At 32.9% G+C, this 26,943-nt stretch carries 32 protein-coding genes, 1 tRNA gene, 2 pseudogenes and 1 other annotated feature; of the genes and pseudogenes, 1 reads left to right on the top strand and 34 read right to left on the bottom strand.

Annotation, left to right across the window (positions count from 1 at the left end):
* Nucleotides 1-39: 39 nt before the first annotated feature.
* From AZF37_RS05010 to AZF37_RS04970, 10 genes are all read right to left on the bottom strand, one after another.
* Complete coding sequence (locus tag AZF37_RS05010) at nucleotides 40-1,257, bottom strand: methionine gamma-lyase family protein (RefSeq protein WP_088369842.1); 1,218 nt, start codon at nucleotides 1,255-1,257, stop codon at nucleotides 40-42.
* Nucleotides 1,258-2,946, bottom strand: a complete 1,689-nt coding sequence (leuA, locus tag AZF37_RS05005; RefSeq protein ID WP_088370664.1) for a 2-isopropylmalate synthase — start codon at nucleotides 2,944-2,946, stop codon at nucleotides 1,258-1,260. It abuts the gene before it with no gap.
* Between the two features lie 60 nt (nucleotides 2,947-3,006).
* Nucleotides 3,007-3,219 (bottom strand) — a binding site (T-box leader).
* Between the two features lie 53 nt (nucleotides 3,220-3,272).
* Nucleotides 3,273-3,929 carry a class I SAM-dependent methyltransferase gene (locus AZF37_RS05000; RefSeq protein ID WP_088369841.1) on the bottom strand — a complete coding sequence of 219 codons (657 nt, stop codon included), beginning with the start codon at nucleotides 3,927-3,929 and terminating at the stop codon, nucleotides 3,273-3,275.
* Between the two features lie 44 nt (nucleotides 3,930-3,973).
* Complete coding sequence (locus AZF37_RS04995; protein WP_088369840.1) at nucleotides 3,974-4,330, bottom strand: hypothetical protein; 357 nt, start codon at nucleotides 4,328-4,330, stop codon at nucleotides 3,974-3,976.
* Complete coding sequence (locus AZF37_RS04990) at nucleotides 4,293-4,649, bottom strand: YkgJ family cysteine cluster protein (RefSeq protein ID WP_088369839.1); 357 nt, start codon at nucleotides 4,647-4,649, stop codon at nucleotides 4,293-4,295. The genes AZF37_RS04995 and AZF37_RS04990 overlap by 38 nt, the downstream gene beginning before the upstream one ends.
* A complete protein-coding gene (locus AZF37_RS13240) occupies nucleotides 4,642-5,073 on the bottom strand; it encodes a DNA/RNA nuclease SfsA (protein ID WP_425425448.1) in 432 nt (143 codons plus the stop codon). The genes AZF37_RS04990 and AZF37_RS13240 overlap by 8 nt, the downstream gene beginning before the upstream one ends.
* Entirely contained in the window at nucleotides 5,057-5,338 is a 282-nt protein-coding gene (locus tag AZF37_RS13235; protein WP_425425447.1) for a PDDEXK family nuclease, read from the bottom strand. Before AZF37_RS13235 ends, AZF37_RS13240 begins: the two co-directional genes overlap by 17 nt.
* Before the next feature lie 4 nt (nucleotides 5,339-5,342).
* The gene (locus tag AZF37_RS04980; RefSeq protein ID WP_162473906.1) at nucleotides 5,343-6,350 is read right to left on the bottom strand and encodes a D-alanine--D-alanine ligase; all 1,008 of its coding nucleotides are present in this window, start codon (nucleotides 6,348-6,350) and stop codon (nucleotides 5,343-5,345) included.
* Between the two features lie 4 nt (nucleotides 6,351-6,354).
* A complete protein-coding gene (locus AZF37_RS04975) occupies nucleotides 6,355-6,900 on the bottom strand; it encodes a FumA C-terminus/TtdB family hydratase beta subunit (RefSeq protein ID WP_088369837.1) in 546 nt (181 codons plus the stop codon).
* Nucleotides 6,901-6,911: 11 nt separating this feature from the next.
* On the bottom strand, nucleotides 6,912-7,751 hold the full coding sequence (locus AZF37_RS04970; RefSeq protein WP_088369836.1) for a fumarate hydratase: 840 nt from the start codon (nucleotides 7,749-7,751) through the stop codon (nucleotides 6,912-6,914).
* 50 nt (nucleotides 7,752-7,801) lie between these two features.
* Between AZF37_RS04970 and AZF37_RS04965 the strand changes: the two genes are divergently transcribed.
* Nucleotides 7,802-7,877 (top strand) — tRNA-Arg (locus tag AZF37_RS04965).
* A 42-nt stretch (nucleotides 7,878-7,919) separates the two neighbouring features.
* Here the strand turns inward: AZF37_RS04965 and AZF37_RS04960 are convergent.
* The 24 genes and pseudogenes from AZF37_RS04960 to AZF37_RS04845 form a co-directional block, all read right to left on the bottom strand.
* On the bottom strand, nucleotides 7,920-9,950 hold the full coding sequence (locus AZF37_RS04960) for a bifunctional 4-hydroxy-3-methylbut-2-enyl diphosphate reductase/30S ribosomal protein S1 (protein ID WP_088369835.1): 2,031 nt from the start codon (nucleotides 9,948-9,950) through the stop codon (nucleotides 7,920-7,922).
* Between the two features lie 45 nt (nucleotides 9,951-9,995).
* A complete protein-coding gene (cmk, locus tag AZF37_RS04955) occupies nucleotides 9,996-10,643 on the bottom strand; it encodes a (d)CMP kinase (protein WP_088369834.1) in 648 nt (215 codons plus the stop codon).
* A gap of 5 nt (nucleotides 10,644-10,648) precedes the next feature.
* Entirely contained in the window at nucleotides 10,649-11,884 is a 1,236-nt protein-coding gene (locus AZF37_RS04950) for a BaiN/RdsA family NAD(P)/FAD-dependent oxidoreductase (RefSeq protein ID WP_088369833.1), read from the bottom strand.
* 47 nt (nucleotides 11,885-11,931) lie between these two features.
* Nucleotides 11,932-12,835 (bottom strand): annotated as a pseudogene (locus AZF37_RS04945) (NADP-dependent ketol-acid reductoisomerase).
* Nucleotides 12,836-12,911: 76 nt separating this feature from the next.
* The gene (locus AZF37_RS04940) at nucleotides 12,912-13,640 is read right to left on the bottom strand and encodes a pseudouridine synthase (RefSeq protein ID WP_088369832.1); all 729 of its coding nucleotides are present in this window, start codon (nucleotides 13,638-13,640) and stop codon (nucleotides 12,912-12,914) included.
* On the bottom strand, nucleotides 13,637-14,293 hold the full coding sequence (locus tag AZF37_RS04935) for a ribonuclease HII (protein WP_088369831.1): 657 nt from the start codon (nucleotides 14,291-14,293) through the stop codon (nucleotides 13,637-13,639). Before AZF37_RS04935 ends, AZF37_RS04940 begins: the two co-directional genes overlap by 4 nt.
* Before the next feature lie 2 nt (nucleotides 14,294-14,295).
* The gene (ylqF, locus tag AZF37_RS04930; RefSeq protein ID WP_088369830.1) at nucleotides 14,296-15,135 is read right to left on the bottom strand and encodes a ribosome biogenesis GTPase YlqF; all 840 of its coding nucleotides are present in this window, start codon (nucleotides 15,133-15,135) and stop codon (nucleotides 14,296-14,298) included.
* Nucleotides 15,136-15,139: 4 nt separating this feature from the next.
* Entirely contained in the window at nucleotides 15,140-15,814 is a 675-nt protein-coding gene (gene lepB / locus AZF37_RS04925; RefSeq protein WP_088369829.1) for a signal peptidase I, read from the bottom strand.
* A 45-nt stretch (nucleotides 15,815-15,859) separates the two neighbouring features.
* The gene (gene rplS / locus AZF37_RS04920) at nucleotides 15,860-16,201 is read right to left on the bottom strand and encodes a 50S ribosomal protein L19 (protein WP_088369828.1); all 342 of its coding nucleotides are present in this window, start codon (nucleotides 16,199-16,201) and stop codon (nucleotides 15,860-15,862) included.
* Nucleotides 16,202-16,906 (bottom strand): tRNA (guanosine(37)-N1)-methyltransferase TrmD, encoded by a 705-nt coding sequence (gene trmD, locus AZF37_RS04915; RefSeq protein WP_088369827.1) that lies wholly within the window; start codon nucleotides 16,904-16,906, stop codon nucleotides 16,202-16,204. It abuts the gene before it with no gap.
* A gap of 1 nt (nucleotide 16,907) precedes the next feature.
* The gene (gene rimM / locus AZF37_RS04910; RefSeq protein WP_162473905.1) at nucleotides 16,908-17,420 is read right to left on the bottom strand and encodes a ribosome maturation factor RimM; all 513 of its coding nucleotides are present in this window, start codon (nucleotides 17,418-17,420) and stop codon (nucleotides 16,908-16,910) included.
* Nucleotides 17,413-17,652, bottom strand: a complete 240-nt coding sequence (locus AZF37_RS04905; RefSeq protein ID WP_088369825.1) for a KH domain-containing protein — start codon at nucleotides 17,650-17,652, stop codon at nucleotides 17,413-17,415. Before AZF37_RS04905 ends, rimM begins: the two co-directional genes overlap by 8 nt.
* A gap of 14 nt (nucleotides 17,653-17,666) precedes the next feature.
* A complete protein-coding gene (gene rpsP, locus AZF37_RS04900) occupies nucleotides 17,667-17,924 on the bottom strand; it encodes a 30S ribosomal protein S16 (protein ID WP_088369824.1) in 258 nt (85 codons plus the stop codon).
* A 40-nt stretch (nucleotides 17,925-17,964) separates the two neighbouring features.
* Entirely contained in the window at nucleotides 17,965-19,296 is a 1,332-nt protein-coding gene (gene ffh / locus AZF37_RS04895) for a signal recognition particle protein (protein WP_088369823.1), read from the bottom strand.
* Nucleotides 19,297-19,299: 3 nt separating this feature from the next.
* A complete protein-coding gene (locus AZF37_RS04890; protein WP_088369822.1) occupies nucleotides 19,300-19,617 on the bottom strand; it encodes a sigma factor-like helix-turn-helix DNA-binding protein in 318 nt (105 codons plus the stop codon).
* A 362-nt stretch (nucleotides 19,618-19,979) separates the two neighbouring features.
* Nucleotides 19,980-20,234 carry a hypothetical protein gene (locus tag AZF37_RS04885; RefSeq protein WP_088369821.1) on the bottom strand — a complete coding sequence of 85 codons (255 nt, stop codon included), beginning with the start codon at nucleotides 20,232-20,234 and terminating at the stop codon, nucleotides 19,980-19,982.
* A gap of 317 nt (nucleotides 20,235-20,551) precedes the next feature.
* Nucleotides 20,552-21,046 carry a hypothetical protein gene (locus tag AZF37_RS04875; RefSeq protein ID WP_088369819.1) on the bottom strand — a complete coding sequence of 165 codons (495 nt, stop codon included), beginning with the start codon at nucleotides 21,044-21,046 and terminating at the stop codon, nucleotides 20,552-20,554.
* Nucleotides 21,047-21,362: 316 nt separating this feature from the next.
* A complete protein-coding gene (locus tag AZF37_RS12325) occupies nucleotides 21,363-21,575 on the bottom strand; it encodes a hypothetical protein (RefSeq protein ID WP_162473904.1) in 213 nt (70 codons plus the stop codon).
* 11 nt (nucleotides 21,576-21,586) lie between these two features.
* Nucleotides 21,587-21,807 (bottom strand): annotated as a pseudogene (locus AZF37_RS13230) (hypothetical protein).
* Entirely contained in the window at nucleotides 21,797-22,300 is a 504-nt protein-coding gene (locus AZF37_RS12320; RefSeq protein WP_088369817.1) for a hypothetical protein, read from the bottom strand. The pseudogene AZF37_RS13230 and the gene AZF37_RS12320 overlap by 11 nt, the downstream one beginning before the upstream one ends.
* A 229-nt stretch (nucleotides 22,301-22,529) precedes the next feature.
* On the bottom strand, nucleotides 22,530-23,393 hold the full coding sequence (galU, locus tag AZF37_RS04860) for a UTP--glucose-1-phosphate uridylyltransferase GalU (protein ID WP_088369816.1): 864 nt from the start codon (nucleotides 23,391-23,393) through the stop codon (nucleotides 22,530-22,532).
* Nucleotides 23,394-23,414: 21 nt separating this feature from the next.
* Complete coding sequence (locus AZF37_RS04855; RefSeq protein WP_088369815.1) at nucleotides 23,415-24,635, bottom strand: aspartate kinase; 1,221 nt, start codon at nucleotides 24,633-24,635, stop codon at nucleotides 23,415-23,417.
* A 20-nt stretch (nucleotides 24,636-24,655) separates the two neighbouring features.
* Nucleotides 24,656-25,942, bottom strand: coding sequence for a homoserine dehydrogenase (locus AZF37_RS04850; protein ID WP_245612064.1), 1,287 nt, complete (start codon nucleotides 25,940-25,942; stop codon nucleotides 24,656-24,658).
* Nucleotides 25,929-26,942 (bottom strand): NAD(P)H-dependent glycerol-3-phosphate dehydrogenase, encoded by a 1,014-nt coding sequence (locus tag AZF37_RS04845; RefSeq protein WP_088369813.1) that lies wholly within the window; start codon nucleotides 26,940-26,942, stop codon nucleotides 25,929-25,931. Before AZF37_RS04845 ends, AZF37_RS04850 begins: the two co-directional genes overlap by 14 nt.
* Nucleotide 26,943: the final 1 nt, after the last annotated feature.

Below are 26,943 nucleotides of genomic sequence, written 5' to 3'. Positions count from 1 at the left end.
TTTCATTAATATCTGCTCCTATTTCAGCTTCTTTATCTCCTAAAAATATTTTATAATATTATCTAAAGCATACTTTGAATAATGGAAACTAATGCCTCCTTGTAGATAGGCTGCGTAAGGTTCTCTAATAGGACCATCTGCAGATAATTCAGATGAACTACCAGAAATAAATGAACCAGAAGCCATGATAACTTCATGGTCATAACCAGGCATTAACCAAGGGATGGGTTGAACAAAACTATCTACTGGAGAATGCGCTTGAATAAGCTGGCAGAATTTAATAAGCTTTGCTTTATCCTTAAAAGCAATTGCTTGTACAACATCTGTTCTTTTATCCCAGCTTTTGGGATAAGTTCCATAGCCTAGAGCTTCAAATAGCAGGCTTGCATAGAGGCTACTATAAAAAGCTTCTTCTACAGCCTTAGGCGCTAAATATAATCCCTGAAACATTAAGCGTAAAGTAGTACCATCTACTGCCCCAATTTCCTGTCCAATACCTGGCACAGTAAAATTATCAGCAATCATATTGACTAATTTTTCACTGCCAATGAGATAACCACCAGATGATACTAAAGTGCCACCAGGGTTTTTTATTAGAGAGCCTGCTATAACATCGGCTCCTACTTCAAGTGGTTCTCGCTCTTCTACAAATTCTCCATAACAGTTATCTACAAAAAGTATTGTGTTAGGAGTTTTTTCCTTAAGTATAAAGGCAACCTCTTTTATTTCATCTATTGAAATAGAGGGACGCAAACTATAACCTTTTGAACGTTGCAATAGTACAAGTTTATAATCAGTCAAATTTCTCCTTTTGAATCCGTCAATATCTAATCTCAGGCTATTATTTAAAGCTAGAATATCTAAGTCAATATTTCTTTTATTAATAAAACTATTTTTATCTGTAAAAGCTTTATACAATGTATCATATGGATTGCCTGCAATTACCAGTATTTTATCACCTATGTTAACTAAGCTATTTAGTCCAGTGTAAATAGTATGAGTGCCAGAAGCAAAATGGCTACTGACAAGAGCTGCTTCTCCTTTAAATATTTGAGCATATACCTTATTTAATACTTCTCGACCTGAATCATTATAGCTATAACCCGTTGAGCCTCTAAAGCACTCATCTGTTACTTGATTATTTCTAAAAGCTTCTAAGACCTTAATATGATTCTTTTTAAAAACATCATTGTATTGTTGAGTAAATTGAGACAGCATTTCCATAGCTATCTCAATTATTTTTTCTATATTATGCATTTATTTTTGGCTCCTGTTTATACCATTAATAACTGCTTTAAGAGAAGCAGAAGTAATATTTTTGGAGATACCTATGCCGAACATCTTTCTATTAGTTGATTTAGTTGATTCTATTTCAATTTGCACATAGGTAATTGCTTGTGAATCTTCACCTTCTTCTCTAGCATGTTGTTCATAAGCAGTAATTGTATAGTCCGGTAAGCCGATTTTTTTAATAGCATCTAAGAAAGCTGATAACGGGCCACTGCCAGATCCTATAATTTCTTCCTCTTTTCCTTTATAGCTAACAGTACCTGTAAAAGTAACTGTGCCATCTTCATCTGAAGTTTCTTCATTAATCTTATAACCTTTCGAAATAAGATTGCCGTCAACGTCAATATATTCTCTTTTGAAGATATCAAAAATCATTTCTTTTGAAAGTTCACTCCCAGACTCATCTGTAGCCTTTTTAATCATTGCCCCTAACTCAGGATGCATTGATTTAGGAATTTTAAAACCATATTCCCTTTCAAGAATAAAAGCAACGCCACCTTTTCCTGATTGACTATTAATACGAATAATAGCTTCGTAACTTCTGCCTAAATCAGCAGGATCAATTGGCAAATATGGTACTTCCCAAATATCTTCTATATTATTATCTTTAAGGTATTTAAGACCTTTGTTTATTGCATCTTGGTGATGAGAACCACTAAATGCAGTATGGACAAGCTCTCCAACATATGGATGACGAGGATGGACAGTTAATTTTGTAGTTTCTTCATAAACTCTTTGAATTTCATTTACATCAATAATATCAATTTCTGGATTAATACCTTGAGAATACATATTCACCATTACATTTAAAATATCAGCATTCCCAGTTCTTTCATCATTTCCAAAAAGAGTACCCTCAACTCTGTCTGCCCCAGCTAAAATACCTAATTCAGTTGCAGCAACAGCTGTGCCTCTGTCATTATGAGCATGGAGGCTAATTAATATAGTCTCTCTGTTTTTAATATGTTTTGCAAACCATTCAATTTGATCTGCATAGACATTAGGAGTAGCCATCTCTACAGTGGAAGGTAGATTAATAATTGCCTTTTTCTCTGTCGTAGGCTGCCATACATCAAGAATCGCATCACATACTTCAACAGCATAGTCCAATTCTGTTCCTGTAAAGCTTTCAGGCGAATACTCTAATACTACATTTTCTCCCCGTGTTGCAGCTTCTTCAGCAAGTTCTTTAACAAGCTTCACGCTTTCTATTGCAATTTTCTTAACAGCTTCTTTATCTTTATTAAAAACAACTTTTCTTTGTAATGTAGATGTTGAATTATAGATATATACAATAGAGTTTTTAATGCCTTTAATGGCTTCAAAAGTTCTTCTAATCAAATGTTCACGAGCTTGTGTTAATACTTGAATTGTCACATTATCTGGAATAAGATTTTGCTTAACCAAAGATCTTAAAAATTTAAATTCAGTCTCAGATGCTGAAGGAAAACAAACTTCAATTTGTTTAAAACCCATCTTAATTAATAGCTTATATAAAGCTAGCTTTTCCTCAACTCCCATTGGAATTGGTAAGGCCTGGTTACCATCCCTTAAATCGACGCTACACCAAATAGGTGCTTTTGTAATAGTGCTGTTTGGCCATGTTCTTTCTTTAAAATCAATACTAGGAAACGCCTTGTATTTTTTGTGGTTCATTGCCATAATGATTACTCCTTTCATTTAGTAAATTTTTTATAAAAAAATCTTCCATCTCTATCTAGAAACGAAAGATCGCGGTACCACTCTAATTTATTAATTAAATATAATTAATACACTTAATTCAGATAACGGTGAAAACCGGCTTTTCCTACTTGATTTCAGAAAAACAATTCAAAGGCGAGTTCACTATTTCCTTCACGTTGTTTTCCACCACTCAACAACTCTCTATCATCAGGATGAATAATTACTACTCCTCATCAATATTTTTATTTTATTGAATTAAGCTAATTCTAACACACTTTATTCAAATAAGCAATAAGAATCTAGTTAGCTTTTAGAATAAAACCTTCAATGGAATAGATATCTCTTTTTTTACTAACCATTAGCTTTTTTGCCCACAGAGTATTGAGTTTTCGCAAGTCCTCATTAGAAAATAATTTAATTTCAGTAATTATAATTCCTGCATTATTATAATATGGTATTAAAGTATTTTCAATATATGAAGTTGATAACTCAGGTAATGTTCTTCTTTCTATCTCACCAGATTCATGAAGCTCTGTATAAGAAAAAACAGCTCTAAAAGAGCAATTTTTTTTTGCCATTTTGACAATGGCATTTAAAATAAAATTTTCTCCCTTTACTATTCCTTCTAAAAGAGAACCCCATGGCAAATTCACTGTAATCTTATCGCCAATATCCGCTAGTTCCTCAGGAATAGATTCAATAGCAGCTACACAATAAAGTACATTGTCAAGGCCTCCCTTACTTGGTTTTCTTTGACTTTTAACACTGTACTCAATCATCATATTATTGCCAGCTGGATCAATCCCTATAGCCAATGAATTTGGATTTTTTTTAGCATACTGGTAAGGGTATCGACCATTGCCAGTACCAATATCAATTAGTACTTCAGAATAGCAACTAAGAAGTTCTTTAAAGTTTAATAATTCTATTATTTTCTTACCTTTTAAAATTTCCATGAATAAAAGATTCTCCTTCAATAAAATAGGCATCCCAAATAGCGTCAGTCACCACTAGGGGTCTTTTCAGTTTCTAAAAAAGAGTTGATAAAGTAATAGCTTTGGTGGAGGATAATTTCAAACTTTTCTTCTGAACGCAACTGATTAAATAAGGGAATATCTCTATGTATAGAGTCATAATCATAGAGAATATGAAAAAAATATTGCTTCATTAATGGATGAATAAAATAATTAAGTAAAACCTGTTCAGCTCTTTCAAGAATTTTATGATACGCTGCTCCTGAATTTAAATAAAATTCTGAACTTTGAAGGTATCCATTTAAAGTAATCTGGTCTCCTGCCCCATAGTTGCCTTTACAATAGTTAGTTTTTTGGAAAAAACTGATTTTCTTTATGAGCAATCTTTATGAGCAATAGGAAATAATCTACAATTAAGTGAACGATTTGGATGAATACTACACCGATTATCTTTTCTAAATACACACCAATCCCTGTTTTACATCTTTTAAAACAGGGATTAATAAATGCTGTTGCTTTAAATCTAAAAAGCACATATCGATCTATAAAATCCATAGTACTTAATTGTAAATAATCACTCATCTTTAAGATATCATAAGGTGTCAATCTTATTTCTATACCATTACAACAGGCACCACAATTAGTACACTGAAATGAAAATTCATCTTCTAATTTTATAGGAGACATTTTATTTTTATTCATCTTTAAATGAAACTACCTTTCCTATTCTAATTGGCTTATCTAAAGCAATATTGCAGTTATAGCAAAGCACTTTTACACCTGCTTTTATAGCCTTGGTTACTAAATTAGCAAATTTTAGATCTTGTCCACTATTAGGAGTAAAGGAACATACTAGAGGATGCTGTATTAAAAAAATAACACATTGATAGCCTGCTTCCTTTAATTCAATTAAAGTCTCTATGTGTTTGCTACCTCTTTCAGTTGGAGCATCATCAGGAAAAAGAGCTACCTGTTTATCATCAACTAATGTAACGCCTTTAACTTCCACATAGCAACCTTTAATATCCCCTTCATTGGATAAATAAAAATCTATTCTAGAATCCATAATACTGGCTTCTTTTTTTATTTTCCCATAAGCAGATAATTCTTTAATTTTTTTGAGCAACTAATCCATCATAAACGACTTTATTGGGCAACTGTGAATCTATAGAAACTAGTTTACCTCTATTTTCAACAATAACTAAAGAGTACTTAGTTTTGCGATTTGGATTATTGCTTCTTGTTAAGTAAATAACTGTATTAGGGACAAGAAGTTCTTTACAGCGTCCTGTATTTGGTACATGGGCAATTTCTACAATGCCATCAATTAAAACTTCAGCAATAAAGCGATTAGGTCTTTTAAGAAAAATACCCTTAACATATGGCTCCATTACCTTATTTTTCAACCTCTAGTAATGCCTTTTCATATTTTTCCAAAGGAAAGTCCTTACCATCTGCCATTTCAATAATTAATTGAATAAGCTCAGGAAAATCAATACCAATTACTTTTGCAGCATCAGGTACTAAACTCATATCTGTCATGCCAGGAATAGTATTAATATCTATCATATAGATGTCATTGCCTTGAACCATAAAATCCACTCTAGCAAAACCACTACACTGGAGCAATGTATAAGTTTCAACAGCTACTGCTTGGGCTTTCTGACGCACACTTAGTGGCAATCTTGCGGGAATAATATGTTCACACATACCATGAGTATACTTAGTTGTATAATCAAAATAACCAGTTGCTGTAGTAATTTCTAAAGTTGGCAAAGCTACAGGTCTCTGGTTACCTAACACAGATATAGTAATTTCAGTACTTGGAACAATCATGGCTTCAATTAATAGAATATCCTCAAGTTTAAAAGCATTTTCTATACCATATGTTAATTGTTTTGTATAGTCTTCATTAGGATTATTAATAAAGTAAATACCCAGAGTTGACCCTTGGCTCGGTGCCTTAACAATTGCAGGGAAACCAAAAGATTCTTCAATTTTTTTCCGAATACCTGTAGCACCTAAAACATTATACTCTTCCTTAGTAACTGTAAAAAATTCAGGTACTAAAATATTATTAGCCTTTAAAATATTCTGAGTAAATATTTTATTCATACAAAGTGCGCTTGCTAATAAACTATTGCCTGTATATGGTATTTTTAAATAATCTAAAAAACCCTGAATAGTACCATCTTCTCCCCCTTGACCATGGAGAGCAATAAAAGCCATATCAGGCTTTTCATTAGTTAAAATACTATAAACATCATCTAATTTAGGATCTATTTTAAAAGCATTATAACCTTTTTTTAATAAACCTTCATAAACTGCATGGCCACTTCTTAATGAAATATCTCTTTCAGTTGAGGTTCCCCCAAGAATAACTGCAACTTTTTCTATACTCATTTCATTAACCTCTTTCTTCCACAATTTTATACCAATCATTTCCCTGCGAATCGTTAATTACTGTAACTGGGAAATCTTCCACTTCTAAGGCCACAATAGCTTCAGGTCCTAACTCAGGAAATGCCACTGGAGAAGCCTTTTTTACCTTAGAAGCCATAAGGGCACCTGCACCGCCGTAAGCAGCGCAATAGAGGCCTTTAAATGTTTTTAAATCCTTAACAACATTATCACTACGGCTTCCCTTACCAATAGTTATAGCAACACCTGCTTCTAATAGCTGAGGCGTATACTTATCCATTCGGTAACTAGTCGTCGGTCCAACAGAACCAATAACATGGCCTGGTTTAGTTGGCGCTGGTCCAGCATAATAAATAATTGAACCTTTTACTGGAAAAGGCAAGACCTTGCCTTCATCTAACAACGTAATTAGTTTTTTATGAGCGGTATCCCTTGCTGTATATATAGTGCCAGTAATATAGAGCATATCACCAGCGCGAGTTTTCTCAATTAATTTAGGATCTACAGGGGTCTTAATCATATATTTATTCATTCTTAAATTCCTTAAAATATTATTCTCGTGTGACGTGAGACATGACAGTTAATATTGACAGCTACTGGTAAAGAAGCAATGTGGCAAGGAGCCATTAAAGAATGGACTTTAAAAACAGTTGTTTTGCCCCCCAAACCTTGAGGACCAATACTTAAGTTGTTTAATTTTTCTTCCAGTTCTTTTTCCATATCTGCTAATTCTTTACTTAGATTACAGGAATTAAAAGGCTCTAGCAAAGCCTTTTTAGCCAATAAAGCAACGCCTTCAAAATTACTGCCAATGCCAATACCAACAATAATAGGCGGACAAGGATTTGGTCCAGCTTTTTTGACAGTCTCCACAACAAAGCTCTTAATGCCATCCATGCCATCAGCAGGAGTAAGCATTTTTAACGCTGACATATTTTCACTGCCACCACCTTTGGCAGCTACATCTATCATAAAAGTATCACCTTTTACTAATTCAATATGAATAACAGGTGGTAAATTATTACCAGAATTATGACGTGTTAGAGGATTATCAACAATGGATTTTCGCAAATACCCTTCCCTATATCCTTTTTCAACACCTTCAAAAATTGCATCATTTAAGAAGCCATTTTCAATAATAACATTAGCACCTAAAGTCACAAAAATAACAGCCGTACCTGTATCCTGACAAATAGGCACTTGCTCAATATGAGCTAAAAGTACATTATCTTTCAGAATAGATAAGACTGTCTTACCAACATCACTTTCATTTTGAATACTTTTATCATAAGCTTCCAGAAGCTCCTTACTTGCATTATAATTAATATCAATACAAGCATTTTTTATTTTATCAACAATATCATTATAGTGAATTTTTTTCATAACTATCCTTTACAATTCATTTTCTTTTCTGTATAATTGCATATACTATTGTGCCTGTAGCTCAGGGGATAGAGTATTGAACTCCGGATTCAAGGGTCACAGGTTCGAATCCTGTCAGGCACACCAAAAAAAGGTTTAGGTATTAAAATACCTAAACCTTTTACTTTTTTAGGCTTCTTCGTTAGTACTATTTAAGACATCACCTAATGTCATCGTATCATCTTCCTCATAAGCAACCTCTGTATTATCAGCAACATAGGCTTCTTTTTTGGGAGGAGCTTCTAATGCTTTTTTAGATAAGGATACTTTTCTATTATCTTCATCAATATCTAAAATTTCCACTTCTACTTCATCACCAACTTTAAGCACATTCCCTACTTTATCAACATGGTCGTAGCTTATTTCTGAAATATGAAGTAATCCTTCAACACCTTTACTAATCTCCACAAAAGCGCCGTAATCAACAACACTGGTTACTTTACCTTTGACAATATGTCCTGGCGCATTTTCTCTAATGAAAACAGACCAAGGTTCTTCTTCTAAGGCTTTTAAACTTAAACTAATTCTATTTTTTTCAGAATCTAAATCAATTACTTTTACCTGAATTTCATCGCCAACAGAAAGCAAGTCATTTAAGCGTGCTCTTTTATCCCATGATAATTCAGAAATATGTAAAAGACCGTCTAAATAACCGAGATTAATAAATGCACCAAAATCAGTAAGCTTTCTCACTTCACCTTTTAGTACTTTACCTACGGTTACATTTTCCCAGAAATCAGATTCTTTTTCTTTACGTTCTTCTTCTAAAATAACTTTTTGTGAAAAAACAATTTTAGGAAGACGTTTTTTTAAATCTAAATCAATAATGCGCATTCTTACTTGTTGCCCTACATACTTATCAAGGTTTTTTACAAAACCATTAATAATTTGTGAAGCAGGCATAAAACCTTCTACATCTCCAGTTTGAACTATAAGTCCATTTTTTGTTGTACGAACTACAACACCTTCTATTTCTTCTTTATTTTCAAAAATTGAAGGAAGCGTTTTTAAAGCTTCTCTTTGACGCTCTCTTCTTTCTCTATCTTCAAGTTTTCTTTTGGATAAAACTGGGATGCCTTCTGAATTAGACTTTTTTAAAAGAACAGCAGTTACTTCTTCACCAACTTCTGGTAATGGCTCCTCGCCATAATCTTCAATAGGTAAAATCCCTTCTGCTTTAAGACCAATGTCAACGATTAGGTTTTCCTTTCCTACTTGAATAACTGTTCCTGTAACAATTTGACCTGCATGGATTTCATTATCCATATCCACAAACAGGGATTCCATTGTTTCTTCAGTTTCCACATTTGTGTCCTTTTTTTCTTCCATCATCTTATGTACGACCTCCTCAATAATCCAGTCAGGAGTAGATGCTCCTGCTGTTATTCCTATTTTATTCTTGTCCTTATACCATTTTGAATCTAAGTCATATTTAGTCTCAACCAAATAGGTATTGCTATTAATGTTCTTTGCAATAGTATATAATTTATTAGTATTCGAGCTTAACTTGCTTCCGATAACTATCATTGTATTGACTTGGCCAGCAAGTACAGACGTTTCTTTTTGTCTGCTTCTTGTAGCACTACAAATAGTATTCTTATATATAATTTGATTAGTTTTAGAAAATAATATTTCTTTTATTTCTTCAAATAGGCTCTCAGGTTGTGTTGTCTGAGCTAATAAGAATATCGGTTTATCCAAAGGGACTTTTTCAGCTTCGTCAGAAGAAAGAATCGCCATGCTATTTTCTCCAGCCCAATCTAAAATCCCTATTACTTCAGGATGTTTCTTATCACCAATTACAACAACTCTTTCACCCATTTCACCATGTTCTTTGGCAAGTTTCTGTGCAACAATAACCATGGAACAGGTACCATCCTCAATTAAATGAGAATTCTGATATTTCTCAAAAAATGTCTCTCCCACACCGTGAGAACGAACTAAAACAGGTTGATCTTTGTCTATATTTTTTAATTGGTCCTCATCAATTGCAATTATACCTTGGCTTTCTAAGCGCTTAATTTCATGTTGATTATGAATCAAAGGACCAAAAGTATAGATTTTTTTATCTGGATATTCTGACTTAAGTTCTTGAGCCTTTTTTAAGGCTCTTTTAACACCATAACAAAACCCAGCATTTTTTGCGATTATTATTTCCATTTTACTCTACCTTTTTATTATAGCAATAAAAGAAGTGCTTTTAAATTACTTCTTGATAATTCTTTCTATAATCTTTTCTCCAACGGCTCCAATTGATAAACCATCCGTAACAATTAATATAGCATCATCCGCTTTTTTAAGAGGTCCTACGGCCCTATTCATATCATTTTGGTCCCTTTGTGCAATTTGCTCAATAAGCGTTTCTAAATCAATTGATTCACCTTTATCTAATAATTCCTTTAATCTTCTGTGAGCTCTTTCTTTAATAGATGTTTCTAAATAAATTTTAAGATCAGCATAGGGCAATACAACTGTTCCTATATCTCGACCATCTAGGATTCCATTTGTCATTTTATTTGCTATATTCTGCTGTTTTTTCACTAAAATTTCCCTTACATAAGGCAATGCTGCTACAACAGAAACATACTCTGATATTTTGTTTTTACGTATTTCTTTTTCAAGGTTTACACCATTTATAGATAAACCATTTTCATCAAATGAGAATAGACTATTATTAACTAACTTAATAATAGCAGTCTTATCCTCTAAAGACAATTTGTTTTTCAAAATCAAATAGGTAATCCCTCGATACATAGCCCCAGTATCAATATATGGAAAATCTAATTTATGACTAAGATATTTTGCTACAGTGCTTTTACCTGAGCCAGCTGGCCCATCAATTGCTATTTTCATTACTATTAAACCTCTTCTCCATACAATCCAGCAACATAGCCTGTTGAAAATGCTGCCTGTAAATTATAGCCTCCTGTAAAACCATCAATATTGAGAACCTCGCCGCAAAAATAAATATTATCTATAATTTTAGAAGCCATTGTTTTAGGATTGATTTCTTTTAAATCAATCCCGCCTCTTGTTACAATTGCTTCCTCATACCCTTTATGTCCATTAATAATAAAAGATATTTCCTTAAAAATACTCACTAATTTTTTACGTTGCTCTTTAGTGACAGAATAGCCTTTTTGATAGGGATCAATATTGGATAGCTCAAGTAAAATAGGAATAAGTTTTTTAAGACTTCTTTTTTCCAGTAGATTGTTTAAATTCTGTTGCCTGTGTTCATCAAGAAGCCTTAAAAGGCTTTTATCTAGTTGCTCGCTAGATAAAGCAGGTTTTAAATCTATTTTAATCTCTACCAAATCTTTATTTTCAAGAGCAGGAACACATAATCGGCTGAGACTTAAAATAATTGGACCTGAAAGACCATAATGAGTAAAAACCATTTCTCCAAAAAAAGAAGCCATTTTCTTTTTATTAATAAAGGCGGAAGCTTCAACATTTTTTAGGGAAAGACCTTGAAGACTCTTAGCTCTTTGACGTTCAACAACTTCTAATGGAACCAATGATGGAAAAGTAGAAATAATTTTATGACCAATTGACTGAGCTAGCCTGTAGCCTGTACCCGTTGAGCCAGTTTTAGGATATGACAAGCCACCAGTAGCAATAACTACAGCGCCTTTAAAGTCCCCCTTATTTGTTTTAATCCCAAAGACTTTCTGTTGGTCATCTATTATTAACAACTCAATTGCTTCAGTATCAGTATGTAGCGGTATTTTTTCCTTTTCTAATGCTTTGTAAAAGCCATCCACTATATCTAATGCATTATCAGAAACCGGGAAAACTCTGCCGCCTCTTTCTACTTTTGTTTCGATACCTAAATTTTCGAAAAAAGAAATTAAATCTTGATTAGAAAATGAATTAAGGGCACTCATTAAAAATTTTTTATTTTCAGAAAAAGCTGACATAATATTATTCTTGTCAGCAATATTAGTTAAATTGCAACGACCTTTACCGGTAATGCAAATTTTTCTTCCGATTTTTTTATTTTTTTCTAAAATTATTACTTCTTTTCCAGCTCTTTTTGCAGCTAAGGCACAAATGAGGCCTGCTGCACCGCCACCGACAACTATGATCATTTTTCCCTCACAAGGAAAAAAGAAAGGTAATCTGCCTTTCTTTGCCTTTATATTATAAAATTATTTTGCTTTTTGCCAATCCAAGGCATCATTTTTCTTAAGTTTTCTCCAGTAGTCTCAATCAAGTGTTATTTGTCTTGATTATAAAGACCATTAAAGTTTGGACGACCAGCTTTATTTTCTAAAATCCACTCTCTAGCGAATTGACCCGTCTGAATCTCTTTTAGAGTCTTAGCCATTTCTTTTTTGGTATCTTCATTAACAACACGAGGGCCTCTAGTTAAATCGCCATATTTAGCTGTATCACTAATTGAGTAACGCATATTACTGATTCCACCTTCGTACATTATCTACAATTAACTTAAGCTCATGTAAACACTCAAAATATGCCATTTCATGTGCATAACCAGCTTCAACTAATGTTTCATCAAAGCCAGCTCTTTAACAAAGAGCCACTAGCACCACCACAAAGAACTGCTTGCTCTCCAAATAAGTCCGTTTCAGTTTCTTCTTTAAATGTTGTCTAAATTACACCTGCTTCTAGCTAAGTGTCCAGGTCCTTTTGGAGCAGCCATAATTACATCTACATCTGCTGGTGGTTGAATTAATCCAAAGTGAATATTGAATCCGTGAGCAAACATTAATACTTTGCCACTTGTTAAATATTCTTTAATATCTTCATTGTAAATAGCTTCTTGTTTTTCATCAGGAAGTAAACACATAATAACATCAGCATAAACACAAGCGTCTTTTAATGTACTAACTTTTCTTTTAGTCCATCTGCTTCCTTCCAACGTTTACTATCTTGACGTAAACCAACAACAACATCAACACCGCTTTCTTTCAAATTTAACGCATGTGCATGTCCTTGGCTACCATACCCTAAGATTGCTACTTTTTACCTTGAATAATGCTTAAATCAGCATCATTATCATAATACATTTTTAACATGAGTAATTTCCCTCCAATAATATTGCAAATAATTCTTTTATTTCCCCCTAATTCTATCATAAAATAGGGTCGTTTACTATTTATAACGGGCTTTTTTACAGAAATTTTTAAGTTTATCAACTTCTGTCTTTTTCAAAAAACGATAGGAACCACTTTTTAAATCCCCAACTTTCATATCTCCTATTTTTATTCTAGTCAATCGGGTTACAGGATGACCTACACTTTCAAACATCTTTCTAATTTGTCTATTTTTACCTTCATAGATAGTAACTTCAAGAAGGCTATTTTCTTTATTGAGCTCTATAACATAAACTTCAGCTTTCTGTGTTTTATATCCATCATATAAAATTACACCGGAGCGCAAAGAATCGATAGCTACTGAATCTACAGTCCCTTTGCACCTCGCCTTGTAAGTTTTACTAATTTGATGTTTAGGGTGGGTTAACCCAAAGGTTAAATCTCCATCATTTGTTAGAAGTAGTAATCCCTCAGTATCATAATCTAAACGACCAACTGGATAAACTCTTTCAGGCACTTTTTTGATTAAATCTAAAATTGTTTTTCTACCTTCAGGGTCATTGGTTGTTGTAACATAGCCTCTTGGTTTATTTAATAAAATATAAATTTTCTGCCTTTCAGCAATAACCAATTTTCGATCTACATAAACCTTATCAGTATCTGGATCCACCTTATCTCCTATGACAGCTTTTTTTCTGCCAATAAAAACTCGACCAGCGGCTATTAACTCTTCACCTTTTCTTCTCGAACAGATTCCATATGTGCTTAAATATTTTTGTAATCTCATTTTTGTTTAAACCTCTTTAAAAATGTTTCTCTATGAAAAAGTGATTGTCCATAGGCTTCTAAAGCCTCATAGTGAGCTTTAGTTCCATATCCCTTATGTTTATCAAAAGCGTATTCTGGTACAGTTTTGTGAATAAAGGTCATTATTTCATCTCTTTTAGTTTTTGCTAGAATTGAAGCTGCAGCAATTGAAGGCATTAATAAATCGCCTTTAACAACTGCTTTTCCATTGCAATTCATAGCTTCTGGTAATAGATTCCCATCTACTAAGCAATAATCAGGAACAACAGGACATTTTGCCATAGCTCTAGACATAGCTAACATAGTTGCATTTAAAATATTAAGATTATCAATTTCTTTAACACTACTATAGCCATAAGTATAAAAAAGAGCTTGCTCTTTTATTTCAGTGGCAATAAGATTTCTTTTTTCTTCACTCATTTTTTTAGAGTCATTTAATCCATTAATAAAAATACCAGTAGGTAAACAGACACAAGCCGCATATACAGGTCCTGCTAAAGGACCTCTGCCGGCTTCATCAACGCCTACTAGAATTGGATAATCATCTTTTAATTCTCTCTCCTGTTTATGAAAGTCATAAAGACGTTTTCTCTCTTTTTCCTCTTTTAAAAAATTTTTAATCAATTGGTTCATTTTTAATTACCTGGAGGCATTTCCAATGGAAAATGGCCAATTTTACCTTCTCTATAGTCTTTCATAAATAAAATAGCGCCTTTATTAATGTCAACAATACCGCCTGTATTTAATAAACCTCTTTTTTTACTAAATGCTTTTAAAAAAGTGTGAGAATTCCCATTATAAAAATCATATTTACCTTTTAGAAGCCTTCGCTCTCCCAACATATCAATTAATAAAAGTGTTGCCTCCACCGTATCATAAACTAAATCAGATACTGCCCCAGTAACAGCTAGATAAAAGCCTGAGTTATGTTCGAACTTAGGCCAAAGAATACCTGGGGTATCAAGAAGTTGTACTTTATCCGTAACTGTAATCCATTGATTACCTTTTGTAACCCCTGGTTTATTACCTGTACGAGCCATTTTTTTGCTGGCTAAGGAATTGATAAAAGATGATTTTCCAACATTTGAAACCCCTACTACCATACAGCGTAAAGGTCTATTTAAAAGACCTCTATTTTGCCTCTTAGAAAAAATAGTATTGACCATATTATCCAGTATTGGCAATATTTTCTTAACGCCTTTTTTATCAGTACCTTTTATTGCTAAAGCTTTAATATTCTTTTTTTCAAAGTAATTGAGCCACTTTGCAGTGGCTTCATTACTACTTAAATCCATTTTATTTAAAACAATGATATGTCCTTTATTTCCTATGATTTTTTTAATCTCAGGATTATCTGAACTTTTAGGTATCCTCGCATCGCGAAGCTCAATTACTACATCAATTGTTTTTATTTGCTCTTCTAATTTTCTTTTTGCCTTAGTCATATGGCCAGGATACCATTGAACCTTTAACATACAATCATCCTTTAAAAAATCTGAAATGATCAAAAGGAAAATAAAGCATAACTGGTTTACCTATTATATTTTTTTCAGGTACAGGACCCCAATAACGAGAATCAAAACTGTTCTCTCTATTATCTCCTAAGACAAAATAAGATTTGTCAGGAACTGTATATGGGAAATTAATAGAGCCAAGTGATTCTGTTCTTACATTACTTGGAATGTAAGATGATTCATCTAATTGGCTACCGTTTACATACACTTTACCATTTCTTATATCTATCACATCGCCAGGGGTACCAATAACCCTTTTAACATATTCAACTTCTCCATTATCAGGCCATTTAAACTGTATAAAACTATTAAAAATAGTTCCTAAATAATCACCAGTTGTCTGTCTGATTATTGGCTTGTTAGGATCTTTTCCTGGAAACACAAAAACAACAATGTCATCTCTCTGAGGCTTTGAAAAATAACCAGTTACTACCTCAGCAAAGACTTTATCATTAACCATTAGTGTTGGTTCCATAGAACCTGAAATAACTGTATAAGGTCGCAAAAGAAATGCTTTTATAGCTGCATTAATAATAAGTGCAATAGCAATAATTTGAAGTAGCGTAATTAAAGTGCTAAGAAAGGATTTTCCCCCTTCTTTTTCTTCATATATTGCTGTATCTGTATCGTTACTGTGCATTCTATTTCCTCCTATATAGATAGAAGGACTAGTAAATACCAGTCCTTATTTTTTATCTTTAATTCTTGCGGCTTTACCTACTCTATCTTTTAAGTAGTTTAGTCTAGCTCTTCTAACACGTCCGCGACGGACAACATCTACTTTATCAATACGCGGTGAATGTACAGGGAATACTCTTTCAACAGCAACGCCATAAGAAATACGACGTACAGTAAACATTTCGTTAATACCAGCGCCACCTCTCTTAAGTACAGTTCCTTCAAAAATCTGAATTCTCTCTTTTTCTCCCTCAACAACTTTAGCGTGAACTTTAACTGTATCTCCAGGGCCAAAATCAGGCGCATCAGTTTTTAAATATTTTGCATTAATTGAATCAATGACATTCATTTATTTCCCCTCCTTTTTTAATTTATTATTATAGGATGCCCATAAATCAGGGCGTTTATTTTGCGTTCTTCTAAGAGATAACTCTCTGCGCCAATTTTCAATATTTTTATGATGTCCAGAAAGTAATATTTCAGGTACTTCTTCACCTCTAAAACTTCTAGGCATTGTATACTGTGGGTATTTTAACAAACCATCTGATAAAGAATCTTCTTCAACAGAAGTCTTGCTTCCAACTACCCCATCAATATGTCGACTGATGGCATCAATTAGTACTAAGGCAGGTAACTCTCCACCAGTTAAAATATAATCACCAATAGAGATTTCTTCATCAACAATTAAATTAATGGCTCTTTCATCAACACCTTCATAATGGCCACATAACAATATAAGCTGATCATATGCTGCTAAATCTTTAGCTTTTGCCTGAGTGAGAAGTTGTCCTTGAGGTGAAAGAAAAATAGTTTTACTATTTTTCTCCTTCGGTATAGATTCATAAGCTAGTACAATTGGCTCTACAGCCATAACCATTCCTTGTCCTCCGCCATAAGGATAATCATCAACTTTGTGATATTTATTTTGAGAAAATTCTCTAATATTAATTCTATTAACTGATAGTAAGTCCTTATCAATTGCTTTTTTTAGTAAGCTTTCATTTAAAGGTGATGAAAAAAATTCTGGAAAAAGTGTCAGAACATCTATTTTCATATTAATCTACTAAGCCAGGTAGTAAGTGAACTACTAACTTTTTTTCCTCCATATTTTTTTCTAAAATTACTTCAGGGATTCCTGGGAGCAAATATTCCTTATTTTCATAATCTTTAACAACATAAACATCATAGGCACCTGTGTTCATAACATCACACAATTGTCCAAGTTCCATGCCATCATCTGTCCAAACACTAGCACCCACAAGCTCATAAACATAATGCTCATCATTATCTAGGTTAGGTAGCACTGAAGTTGGCACCCATAGTTTCAAGCCTTTTAAAGGCAAAACTGATTCAATAGTACCTTTGTCTTTAAATTTGCAAACTATAATATTTTTATGCAGTCTAATTCTTTCAACTAGGAGAATACCTTCTTGATGTTTGTCTTGGTATTGAAATTCCTTAAATGTTAAAAACATCTCTTTTTCATTAGTGAGTGGATAAATCTTCGCTTCGCCTTTAATACCGAATACACCAATAATTTCTCCTATTTCTATTTTTTCATTATCCATCTTTTGAAACAATATTGACATAAACTTTTTTAGAATTTTTATTCGTTTTAACATTGGCAATTAAACGAATAGCTTTAGCAATTCGACCATTTTTACCAATAACTTTACCCATGTATATTTCTGGCACTTTCAAAGTAACTTCTTGGCAATTCGGTTCTTCATTGCATTCAATATCTATGGTTTCTGGTTCATCTACAATATAGCTGGTAATGAGTCGCATAAGCTCTTCCATAACGATCATTCTCCTTAACCATTTTGTTTCTGTAAAATACCTGCTTTTTTAAACAATGCTTTTACAGTTTCAGATGGTTGAGCTCCTGTACCAATCCAGTATAAAGCTCTCTCCTCATCAATTTTTAAAGTTTGTTCTGCTTGAATAGGGTTGTAGTATCCAATTTCCTCGATACATTTTCCATCTCTTGGAGAGCGGGAATCTGCAACGACTACTCTATAAAAAGGCGCTTTCTTCGCACCCATTCTACGCAGTCTAATTTTTGTTGCCATTTGTATGTCACCTCCTGAATTATTTAAATCTATAAAAGGACTAGAAAAATTTCGGCATAAAACCTTTTTTCTTCTTACCCATATTACCCATTTGTTTCATCATTTTCTTTGAACTTTCAAATTGTTTTAGCAAGCGATTAACATCTTGAACTTCTGTACCACTGCCTAAAGCAATTCTTTTTTTTCTACTACCATTCATAATTTCTGGTCTTTTTCTTTCTTCCACTGTCATTGAAAAAATAATGGCTTCAATTTTATTTATATCTTTATCACTAACTTTTAAGTTTTTCATGTTGCCCATACCTGGCAATCTACCTAATAAATCTTCAATAGGCCCCATGTTTCTCAGCTGTTTAATTTGACTTAAAAAATCTTCAAATGTAAAAGAAGCATCCATTAATTTCTTTTGCATTTCTACTGCTTCTTTTTCATCAATTTGATCTTTTGCTTTTTCAATTAAAGAAAGAATATCTCCCATACCAAGAATTCTACTAGCTATTCTATCTGGATGGAAAAATTCTAACTGATCTAGTTTTTCCCCCATACCAATTAATTTGATAGGTTTACCAGTAACAGCTCTAATAGAAATAGCAGCACCGCCTCTAGTATCACCATCCATTTTAGTTAATACAATACCATCTATGCCGACCTTTTCGTTAAATTCCTTGCCAATATTTACAGCATCTTGACCGGTCATACCATCAACAACCAGTAGTATTTCCTGAGGATTAACTGTTTTCTTAATATCCTCAACTTCAATCATCATAGCTTCATCTAAATGCAGTCGTCCAGCTGTATCAATAATAATAACATCTGAGCCTGCTTTAGTAGCAACTTCAACGCCAGCTTTTGCAATAGCGACTGGATCTTTGCTACCATTAATAGAAAAAACAGGCACATCAATTTTCTTACCTAAAGTTTTTAATTGATCAATTGCAGCAGGTCTATAAATATCTCCAGCTATCAGATAAGGCTTTTTATTCTGTCGTCCTTTTAGCAAATAAGCAAGTTTACCACCTGTGGTCGTTTTTCCAGCCCCTTGAAGGCCGATTAACATAATAATACTAGGAGGTTTACCGGCAATATTTAAATAGGTAATTTCGTCACCTAAAAGATGAACTAACTCCTTATTTACAATATCAATAACTTGTTGTCCCGGTGTTAAACTTTCAAGAATATTAGCACCAAGAGACTTTTCTTTAACACTCTTAATAAAATTTTTGACAACTTTAAAATTAACATCAGCCTCTAAAAGTGCCATTTGCACTTCTTTTAAAGCAATGTCAATTTCTTTTTCTGTTAATCTGCCTTTGCTTGTTAATTTTGCAAAAGCACTTTGTATTTTTTCCGTTAAACTGCTGAAAGCACCCATTGGTTACTCCTCATAATATATTAAACGGCTAAGGGTTTGTTTAATATCCTCATCATCAATTTGATTTACTACACTTCTCAAAATTTTATCTTGTTCTAAATTTTGAGACAATATTTTAAGATTTTTTTCATAATGATATAAGCTTTTCTCTCCTTGAACCAATGCATCTCGTACACCTTGTTTAGTAATTCCTAAAAAATCAGCAATTTCTTGAAGAGAGTAATCCTCATTATAATATAAACTTAATGTTTGTTTTCTTTTATCTGTCAGTAAATTACCATAAATATCTAATAGCAACATAACTTCTATAAATTTCTCCATTACTACCTCGTAAAGTTATTTTGCTTTACTTTAATATAATACACTGTTTTTTCTACTGTGTCAATGTTTTTTAATCACCTATATGGTCGAAAAAAATAAAGGGATAACGCCTATTAAGAACCATTTTATTAAACTGTTTAAATGTAAAAGTATATATTTTATCATAGAGGGTATAGACGTATTCATTTAACTGAAAACGAGTTTCATATCTTTAATGGACAACTTCTGATGGATTTTTAGCTCCATTATAGACAACGATTCCTACTTTTGGTAATTTTGAAAAAGCAGCCTTTGTTAAATAAAGCTTTTTTCTCTAAAAATACGAACTAATATAATATAGGGACCTTCTGCAAAATTAAGCCTTAGACTTCTTTTCTTATCTTGAGTATCCAGCTTACCATTTTTAAATTCAATGAAATAAAAAGCGCATCTGGAGAACAGGGCATTAAGTCGCGACCTATACCGTATGTATACTCAGCTATCCTATCAAAATTAAACATTCTTTCCTCTAGATGACTGGGGTATTCATCATTTGCAGAATCATAGGCAATAGATTTAATAGGTTCATAAAAATTAGAAAATGATTTAAATAAAATGTTTTGTATATCAGTTAACATTCTAATAATCACCATCCTGTTCTAATCTAATATAATCCAACTCTTCAAAATCAGATAAAAGACTATTATAGTTTTTTTGCATATCCTCTTTTTCATCAAAAAAAGTAAACCCCTTCTTCTGTTCTATTACTTAAATAAAAATGGCTGCCATCTCTTATCCCATAATATTTAGAAAACATATCTAACGCCTCAATAAAATAAAGACTGGAAGTATCAACTAGAACAGTTAATCCACAGTGCTTTATTAACAATGTAAGGATTCTAGCATATCTGAGCTGCCATGCCAGGATAAAGAAAGATTTCCGTTTCATCTAACATTAAAATTGTTCCTTTTTTAAGTAACCATTATTAAGTAGTGCCTTGATTAATAAGAGGGTTTTCAGACCATTAGGCGTATTAATAGTTTCAACTAATACGCTATCACTTCTTTCATAATATAAATAATTCCTATTTTCAACTTGAACAAGATTGCCAGTCAGCATTGTATCAAGAATTTTTACAACTTCATCTATAGCATAACAATTAGAAGTATTAGGCGTGATTAATTTATGCTTTAAATCATCTTTATACCACATAGATGTAGGTTCCATTGGTAACTTCTCATTTAAAATCAATGGACTATCAACATAAATACAATCTTTTAAAGCAGTTTCATTATCATTAATAGTTACTTCAAAGGGATTGAATTTAACAGATGATATAGGAAATTCGCCATCCATAAGGGTTAAAGAACTTTTGCAATTTTCACAAACAAATAACTCTGGATTAAAAACATTATCTTTTAAAAACTGCTCTGTTTCTATTTTTTCCATCCAGTATTATTATCGCCAACTAATACTGTCAATTGATTTAAATCAATTTTGCAATTAGTTATTGGACCTATATTCTCTAATAGTAACTGAACTGACATTTAATTTATCCTCCTAATGTTTAAAATGACAAATATTCGTCAAAACCATTGAGAGACCAAACTTATTACAGGCTTCAATTGATTGTTGATCTTGAATTGATCCCCATGGTTGAATAATACCTACAATACCTTTTTCATAGGCAAGTATAACACAATCATCAAATGGAGAAAACCATCAGAGGCCATAATAGCCCCTTGAAAATTCTTATCCTTATTGTTTAAGAGACCATCTTGCAAAGAAAAATACGGGCAGTTTGTCCACCACATAATGCTAGAGCTTGTTTATCTTTAACAATAGCTATAGCGTTGGATTTTAAATGTTTAGCAATTTTCATTGCAAAAACCATATCCTCTAAATCTTTTGCACTTGCTACAGCATTTGTCACATTTTCAAGATTCTCATATAAAATATCATCTCTATCCTGAGACAACAAATAACCATCTAAAAGTACTTCATATCAATTTTAGATTGAATGCTGGTATGAAGAGTTTTTGAAACACGAACATTTTTCTTTTCTTTAAATATAGCTAATGCATCTTCTGTATAACCAGGGGCACCGATAACTTCTAAAAAATACTATTGAGCGCTTTTGCAGTATCACCATATACAATATCATTGAATACAAGAATTCCCCCGAAAATAGAAATAGGATCACAAGCCATAGTTTTTTTCAAAAGATTCAAAAGCAGTTTGTCCAACAGCTACACCACAAGAAGCACTATGTTTTACTGCAACACAAGTTACCTTATCGTCTTTAAATTCTGTAAGGAGAGATAAACCTTCAAAAAGATCGTTAATATTATTAAAAGAGATTTCTTTCCCTTGTAATTGTTCATAATCTAAAATACTCTCGTCTTTATAGGCAGTTTCATAAAGGTAACCTTCTTGATGAGGATTTTCGCCGTATCTCAACTTACTTTTTAGTCGTAATGGTAAAGCCAATCTGTTAGGGTATTTTTCATCTTTAGTAAAATAATAGGCAATTAAATCATCATACTCTGCAATAGCTGCAAAAGCTTTAGTGTTTTGATTATTTTTTAAAGTTTCAATAACATAGCCATAATCTTTTGGATCGGTTACAACCATTACGTGGTAAAAGTTCTTAGCAGCTCCTCTAATTAAAGTAGGTCCTCCAATATCAATAGATTCAATCATGGATTTTTCATCTTTGCCAGAGCGTAAAGTTTTCTCAAATTCATAGAGATTAACGCAAACTAAATCTATATCGTCGATATTTTCAACTTTTGCAGTATCAAGGAAAGAACATCGGTCTTATCAGTAACACTGATGAGGGCTTTCTTTTTCTGCATTTTTTATCTCACCTTTCCAATATTTTTTATGAATTAAAAAGAAGCAATTTCTTTTAGAAACTACTTCTTTTTAATTATAATTTTTCTTTTAAAAGAGCAAAAAAATCATCTTTAATATCTTCTCGTCTTAAAGCAAAGTCCACAACTGCTTCTAAATAGCCTAATAAATAGCCTGTATCATAGCGTTTTCCATTAAAAATATAGCCATACATTTTTTCAAAAGCAGTTAGTTTCTTCATAGCATCTGTTAATTGAATTTCTCCACCTTTTTCCGGTGGTGTCATTTCAATCATTTCAAAAATCTTCGGTGTAAAAACATAACGACCCATAACTGCTAAATTACTAGGAGCTTCAGCAATAGATGGTTTCTCAACTAAATCATCAATATTGTATAAGCCTTCATCCACTTTATGTCCACTAATTACACCATACTTATCTACATGCTCTCGAGCTACGTTTAATAAAGCAAAGACACTAGCTTCATGCTTTTCATATTGTTCAATAAGTTGCTTAATACAAGGCTTTTCAGAACAGTGAAAAAGGTCATCACCTAATAAAACTGCAAAAGGTTCATCACCAACAAAATCTTTGGCACAGCCGACAGCATGGCCTAATCCTTTAGGCATCCTTTGTCTTACAAAATAGATATTCGCCATATGACTTAATGGTTGAATTATTTGTAACAATTCCTTCTGTTCTTTTTTTTCTAGAGTATCTTCTAATTCATAGGATATATCAAAATGGTTTTCAATAGCCTCTTTGCCTCTCCCAGTAATAATTAAGATTTCTTCTATACCAGAAGCAACTGCTTCTTCAACAATATATTGAATAGCTGGTTTGTCTAGCAGAGGGATCATTTCCTTCGGAACTGCTTTAGTAGCAGGTAAAAAACGAGTACCCAAGCCTGCAGCTGGAATAATTGCCTTTCTCACTTTCATACTATTGTCCTCCTTTATATTTTAATCCTCATCTCCTAGTCTAAATTTATCATGAATAACTTGAACTGCTTTTTTACTTTGATCTAACTCAACTAAACAAGAAATTTTAATTTCAGATGTTGTTATTAATTCAATATTAATGTCTGCTTCTGCAAGAGCTTCAAACATATTAGCTGCAACACCAGCATTTGATTGCATCCCAGCACCAACAATGCTAATTTTAGCTAAATTGTCTCTTAAAGTTACACCTTCAGCACCTAATTTAATTTTTAAATCCTCCATTAATTCCATGGCTCTATTTCTATCATCTAGACCAACTGTAAATGAAATATCATTGCGATCACCCTTAGGATTACTCTGCACAATCATATCAACATTAATTGCAGCTTCAGCTAAAGACTTAAATACTCTTTGAGCAATACCAGGAATATCTGGCACACCATAAATTGTAACTTTTGCTACATCTAAATCATGGGCTACCCCACTTACTAAACGTGTTTTTTTCATTAAAGATGCCTCCTCAACTATTGTACCTTTATTATGATTAAAACTAGATCTTACACAAATTCTAACATTGTGTTTTTTTGTGTATTCAACAGCTCTTGTTTGTAAAACTAAAGCGCCCAAACTAGCCAATTCAAGCATTTCATCATAAGAAATGGAATCCAGCTTTCTCGCATTTGAAACAATTCTAGGATCTGTTGTATAGACACCGTCTACATCTGTATAAATTTCACAGACTTCTGCACCAACTGCAGTGGCAATTGCCACTGCAGTTGTATCCGAACCACCTCTACCAAGCGTTGTTATTTCGCCAGCTTCTGTCTTACCCTGAAAACCAGCTACAATTATAATTTTGCCACTATCCAGTTCTTTTTGAAGTCTATCATTATCAATGCGGGTAATTTTAGCTTTTTTATGTATATCATCTGTATAAATGCCTGCTTGTGCCCCAGTTAGAGAGACTACATTATAGCCTCTTTCTTTTATAGCCATAGATAAAAGAGAAATTGAAACCTGTTCGCCAGTTGCAAGTAACATATCCATTTCTCTATGAGGTGGATTTTTCGTTATAGCATTAGCTAAGGCTAATAAATCATCTGTAGAATCCCCCATAGCAGACACAACAGTAATGACCTGATTACCTTGCTCTTTTGTTTCAATTATTCTTTGTGCTACATTTTTAATATGCTCTGGCGATGCTACCGAGCTACCACCAAATTTTTGTACAACAATACCCATTTTATTTTTACACCTCTTGTCTAATTTTCTTTTTCTGACCTTAGAATAGAAGTAACACTATCCACAGTAATTAAACTTTCAATTCCTACTTTAGCTTTCATAAAATTATCTTCTTCAACTCGATCAGTTAATAAAACTAATTCAGCTTTTTTATTTGCTAACTTCTTCTGTATAACAGAGTCAATACTCACATTATTTTCAGCAAATACACTAGCTATCTTTGAAAGGACACCTGTTTCATCTGCTACAATCATTCTAATATAATAGTGGGATTCAACTTGCTTAATTGTCTTAATTGGTAAATCTAAATAACAAGTACAATTCTTGATTTTACTTACTGGATTCAAAATATTTTTGCCAATAGTCAATATATCACCAACGACTGCACTTGCAGTTGGAAATCCTCCTGCTCCTTTTCCTAAGAATGTTAAATCACCAAATGCATCGCCTTCTAAATATATAGCATTGTAAACATCATCTACTTTAGCTAAAGGATGATTTAATGGAATAAGTGTCGGGTGGACCCTAACTTCTACTTTGCCATCATTAACAATTGCAATTCCTAATAATTTTATGGTGCTTTTAAATTGTTTAGCATATTCAATATCATCTGTAGCTATTTTTGAAATACCTTCTACATAAACGTCATCTAAGACAACTCTAGTATTGAAGCTAATTGATGCTAAAATAGCAATTTTTCTCGCCGCATCTAAGCCTTCCACATCTGCTGTAGGATCAGCCTCAGCATAGCCAAGATCTTGTGCTTCCTTTAACACTAAATCTAACGGAAGTCCTTCATCAAACATTTTAGTTAAAATAAAGTTAGTGGTACCATTAATAATACCCATGACTTTATTAATTTTATTACTAGCTAAATCATTTTTTATAGTACCAATTACTGGTAAAGCACCAGCAACGCTGGCTTCAAATAAAACAAGTTTTTGCTCTTGATCCCCTAATTCAAATATAGGTTGGCCATAAACTGCCATTAAATCTTTATTTGCTGTAACAACATGTTTTTTATTCTTCAAGGCCTTTAAAACATAATCCTTAGCATCTGTAATACCACCCATAACTTCAACTACAACATCAATGTCCTGGTCTTCTAACACTTCATTAGGATCAAGGGTTAAAAGCTGATTTGGAATAGAAGGCCTTTTCTTATCTAAAGAATGAACTACAATTTTAACTACTTCTATTTCAGCGCCTAATAAAGCATAATACTTATCTTGATTCTTTTGAATTAATTCATATACACTGGTTCCCACTGCGCCACAGCCAAGTAAACCAACTTTAATTTTTTTCAATGTCAATTCCCTCAATTTCCATTTTCATTTCTCTATTCATTAAATCCTTAAAACTTTTCAAAGGGCTTTTGTTCTCATAAATTACATGATATACTTCATTGGTTATAGGCATTGTAATATCTAGCTTTTCAGAAAGCATATAAATAGCTTTTGTAGCATAAACTCCTTCAGCTACCATATCCATTGAATCACTAATTTCTTGAGGAGTTTTGCCTTTTCCTAAGGCTTCTCCATAAGCTCTATTTCGGCTGTGTTTACTGGTACAGGTTACAACTAAATCCCCCATGCCAGTGAGTCCGGTAAAAGTAGACATCTGAGCCCCCATAGCTTTGCCAAGAGCCATCATTTCATATAATCCTCTTGTAATAATAGCTGCTTTTGCATTATCACCAAATCCCATACCATCAATAAAGCCTGCAGCGATTGCTATAATATTTTTTAAAGTACCACCTAATTCAACACCGACAACATCGCTGCTCGTATAGGTTCTTAATGTTTCAGAATTAAAGTAAATTTGCACATCTTTAGCAAATTTCATATTTGAACTCGCTGCTACAATTGCAGCAGGCATATTTCTGGCCACCTCTTCTGCATGAGTGGGTCCAGATAAAATACAATACTCATAATTGCCTTTTGAAACATCATTAATAACTTCAGATAAACGCTTACTGGTAGTCATTTCCATACCTTTTGCAACATTAATAATGTATTTTTTTGCTGGTGCAATTGCGACAATTTTCTCTGTAATTTCTCTTACAAAGGGAGAAGGAACAGCCAAGACCAAAATCTCATTTTTAACTGCAGTCTTTAAATCCAAAGTTAAATTAATAGACTCAGGTATAGCAATGCCTGGTAAAAATGGATGCTCTCTAGTATTATTAATAAGCTTAAATTGATCTTCTATACGACCATACAAAGTTACTTTGTTATTATTTCTATCTAAATGTAAAGCTAAGGCTGTACCCCAGCTGCCTAAACCAATAACTGATATATTCGTCAAA

Origin of the sequence: endosymbiont 'TC1' of Trimyema compressum, from assembly GCF_001584725.1 — a bacterium.
Lineage (GTDB): Bacteria > Bacillota > TC1 > TC1 > TC1 > TC1.
The sequence above is the reverse complement of the archived record's forward strand: the minus strand, read 5'-3'. Positions and strand labels throughout refer to the sequence as shown.